At 66.9% G+C, this 3,593-nt stretch carries 3 protein-coding genes and 1 pseudogene; 3 read left to right on the top strand and 1 reads right to left on the bottom strand.

Features of this window, described 5'->3' with window-relative positions:
- Positions 1-966: FGGY-family carbohydrate kinase (locus tag EN745_RS31875; RefSeq protein ID WP_127423086.1), on the bottom strand; the 966-nt coding region annotated here is incomplete at its 3' end.
- Positions 967-1,148: 182 nt separating this feature from the next.
- Between EN745_RS31875 and EN745_RS31870 the strand changes: the two genes are divergently transcribed.
- From EN745_RS31870 to EN745_RS31860, 3 genes and pseudogenes are all read left to right on the top strand, one after another.
- A complete protein-coding gene (locus EN745_RS31870; protein WP_126056873.1) occupies positions 1,149-1,931 on the top strand; it encodes a DeoR/GlpR family DNA-binding transcription regulator in 783 nt (260 codons plus the stop codon).
- Complete coding sequence (locus EN745_RS31865; protein ID WP_127423085.1) at positions 1,928-3,304, top strand: FGGY-family carbohydrate kinase; 1,377 nt, start codon at positions 1,928-1,930, stop codon at positions 3,302-3,304. Before EN745_RS31870 ends, EN745_RS31865 begins: the two co-directional genes overlap by 4 nt.
- A gap of 22 nt (positions 3,305-3,326) precedes the next feature.
- Positions 3,327-3,593: pseudogene (locus EN745_RS31860) on the top strand (sugar phosphate isomerase/epimerase); the annotation flags it as partial.

Below are 3,593 nucleotides of genomic sequence, written 5' to 3'. Positions count from 1 at the left end.
GGCTATCGGCGGCTTGCCGAGCGGATAGTAGTCGAGGCCGGTCTCGGTCGCCGGATCGATCGCGGCACTCAGCTCGATGATGCGCGCCACCGAAAAATGACGGGCGAGCACCTTGCCGCCGGAATTCGACGCGCCGCCGGCCAGCCAGGCGTCGCCGAGCCGGTGGCTGTAGATACCGTAGCGCGGCGCCGAGATCGGCCGGTCGGACAGGATCTTGATGGTCAGCGACGATCCGAGCGCCGTCACGCCCTCGCCGGCGACTGTCGCGCCGGTGGCCAGGAATGAGGCGCAGCCATCCGTCGTCCCGGCGACCACCGCGATGTCGCGCGCAAGGCCAAACCGCTCGGCTGCGTCGGCGGTGAGCCTGCCGGTCACGCTGCCCGGTCTGACGATTTCGGGCAGCAGCTCCATGCGCATGCCGGTGGCGTCGATCCAGTCCGGCCAGCGGCCGGCCTCGACATCGTAGCCGGTCTTCAGGCTGTTGTTCTCGTCGCTGACATCGAAGCGGCCCGAGAATTGTCCGGCAATCCAGTCTGCTTGGTGCAGCATCCAGGCGACGCCGGGCAGGCGCTGGAAAGAGAGTGCCTTGGCGAGGCCCGAGGTCGCGCCGTGCGCGGCGCTTGCTTCCGGCGCCTCGCGGGCGATCACGGCGAGTATGGTGTCGACCGGAACCTTGTCGTTGTACATCAGCGGCTCGGCCAGCGGCCGTCCGACCGCGTCGACTGGCAGCACGGTGCCCGACGTGCCGTCGACGGCGATCGAACGCACCGCCGCGCGATCGATGGCGGAGAGCAATTCCTTCAGCGTTGCCTCGACCGCCGCCCACCAGACGACAGGGTCGCGGCTGTTGGCGCCAAAGCGGTCGAGTGGAACGGCGGCGCGCGCGGCGATGGAAAAATCCGGGCGCATGGCGACGGCGCGCGCGCCGGAAGTGCCGATGTCGATGCCTATGGCCAATGGCGCCATGTCGCTGTCCTTCGCAACTGCCGGCCGCGTCGTGCTTTCCGCTCGAAATTCCTGCAAGGGAGCCGACGTCGGTATCGCAGATACGAGCGATCTACGTCAATCATGATCTTCTTTCGTCAGAAATGACTTTGCTCTCCCATCGGGCTTGAGTAAGTTACGCCAAGCGACATCGGGAGGAAAAGTTGAGCGACTCCGGCCGCCAGCGTCAGATCGTCGAGATCTTGCGGGATCGCCCGTTCGCCTCGGTGCGCGAGCTGCAGGAGCGGCTTGGCGTTTCGGCGGCGACGGTCCGGCGCGATATCGACAAGATCGACGGGGCTGGCGAGGCGCGCAAGGTCTATGGTGGCATCTCGGCGCTCGACGGTGTAGCCCAGGCCGGCATCGCCTATGCCAGGCCCTATGACGAGAACCGCGACCTCGCCGTCGAGGCCAAGCGGCGGATCGCCGCCCTTGCCGCGACCATGGTGCGCGACGGCGACGCGGTCATCGTCCATGGCGGCTCGACCTGCTTTCATCTCGGCGTCAGGCTCGCCGACCGCAACATCCGCCTGTTCACCAATTCCATGCCGCTCGCTGCCTATCTCAGCGACCATGGCAACTGCAGCCTGACCATCGCCGGCGGCGATCTTCACCGCGAGCCCGGCATCATCCACTCGCTCGCCCAGGCCGCACCTTTCTACGCCGCGAAGTTCTTCGTCGGCGCCCAGGGGCTCAGCCAGGAAGGCGTGCTGGAATCGCATCCGCTGTTGGTCCGCTCGATCGTCGATTTGAGCCTGTGCGCCGACCAGATCGTGGTGCTGGCCGACAGCCGCAAGCTGTCGATCCATGCCCGCAATGTCGCGCTGCCGCTGTCGCGCATCGGCACGCTGGTAACCGATGACGGCCTGTCCGACGCCGATGCGCGTATGCTGGAAGATGCAGGCGTCATGGTGCGGATCGCCTCCGCCTCGGGGGCCGTCCAGTGAAAGTGGCGGTGCTTGATTTCGGCAAGACCAATTCGAAGCTGTTCGTCTTCGGGGAAGACGGGCGCATTCTCGACGGGCGCCGCACGAGGCCGATCTGGACACACAGGGACGGCTTCAGCGTGCTCGACGATGCGGCACTGCATGACTGGGCGCTCGCTGCCGTTAACGAAGCGGTCGACAGTCACGGCATCGAAGGGCTGATGGTGTCCGGCCATGGCTGCACCTTCGCCTTGGTCGATGATACGGCGCTCACGCACCCGATCCTCGACTACGAGCAGGAGCCGCCTGCCGAGGTCGCGGCGCGCATCGATCGCCGCATCCCGGATTTCTCCGAGACCTTCTCGCCGCGCTTGCCGCTCGGCTTCAACTATGGCCGCCACATGCTGTGGCTGAACGAGGTCGAGCCGGGCGCCTTCGCCTCGGCGACATCGATCCTCGGCTATCCGCAATATTGGAGCTGGCGTTTCGGCGGCCGCGCCGTCTCGGAAGTGTCCTATCTCGGCTGCCATTCGCATCTGTGGGCGCCGCGCCGGCGCGACTTCTCCTCGCTGGTCGACGCCGAGAGCTGGCTCGGCCGCATGCCTGCTTTCGCACGCGCCGGCGCTGTCATCGGCGAGCAGCATTTCGGCAAGGCCGGCAGGCCGGTCGCCATCCACAACGGCGTCCATGACTCGAATGCCGCGCTCCATGCCTATCGCCGGCAGCAACTTGGTCCGCTCACAGTGGTCTCGACCGGAACCTGGGTGGTCGTGCTCAATCCCGACTGCCCGCTGGACGTGCTCGACCGCGACCGCGACATGCTGGTCAATGTCGATGTCGACGGCGGTCCGGTGCCGACCATCCGCTTCATGGGTGGGCGCGAATTCGCGGTGATCAGCGCCGGCTGGCAAGGCGCCATATCGCCGGCTTCGATACAGCGGGTGATCGACGCCGGCATAATGGCCCTGCCCAGCTTCGCGCCGGGCGGTCCGATGCCTGATCGCGTCGGCGAAGTGATCGGCGGCGCGCCCGACAGAGAAGAACGCGCTGCGGTGGCGCTGCTCTATGTGGCGCTGATGGTCGATCTGTCGCTCGACCTGATCCATTCCAAAGACACCGTCATCGTCGATGGCGGGCTGAACGCGGGCGGCCTGCTCGCCAGTCTGCTGGCGCAGCTACGGCCCGGCCAGCCCTTCCTGCAGGGCGCCACGCTGGAAGGCAGCGCCACGGGCGCCGCCGCTCTCGCCTTCGAGAGCGCCGGTCGAGGCATGGCCGCCGAAACGCCGGAGCCCGTTGATGCCGCGCACTTTGCCGGGTTAGCCGGCTATCGTGATCGCTGGCGCGATCTTGCGATCGGCGCCGAGAACGGCAAGGGCCGCACTGCGGCACGATAGATTTGAGCAGATGGAGACGATCATGGCGCGCATTGGTATCCACTCCTTCGTCTGGTCGGCGAGCTCGGCGCAGGCGGATCTCGAGCGCACGCTGGCGAACACGAAGGAAGCCGGCTTCGACCTGATCGAGTTCTCCTATCTCGACCCCGCCAATGTCGATATCGGCCGGCTCGCGAGGCGCATCGCTGATCTCGATCTTGACGTCGCGATCAGCATCGGCCTGCCGGCCGACGGCGACATTTCCAGCGCCGACAGGGCGGTCGCCGCGCGCGGCGTCGACATCCTCAAC

The sequence above is a fragment of the Mesorhizobium sp. M4A.F.Ca.ET.022.05.2.1 genome, assembly GCF_003998845.1.
In the GTDB taxonomy this organism is placed as follows: Bacteria; Pseudomonadota; Alphaproteobacteria; order Rhizobiales; family Rhizobiaceae; genus Mesorhizobium.
This window is presented reverse-complemented; position numbering and strand designations above follow the sequence as displayed.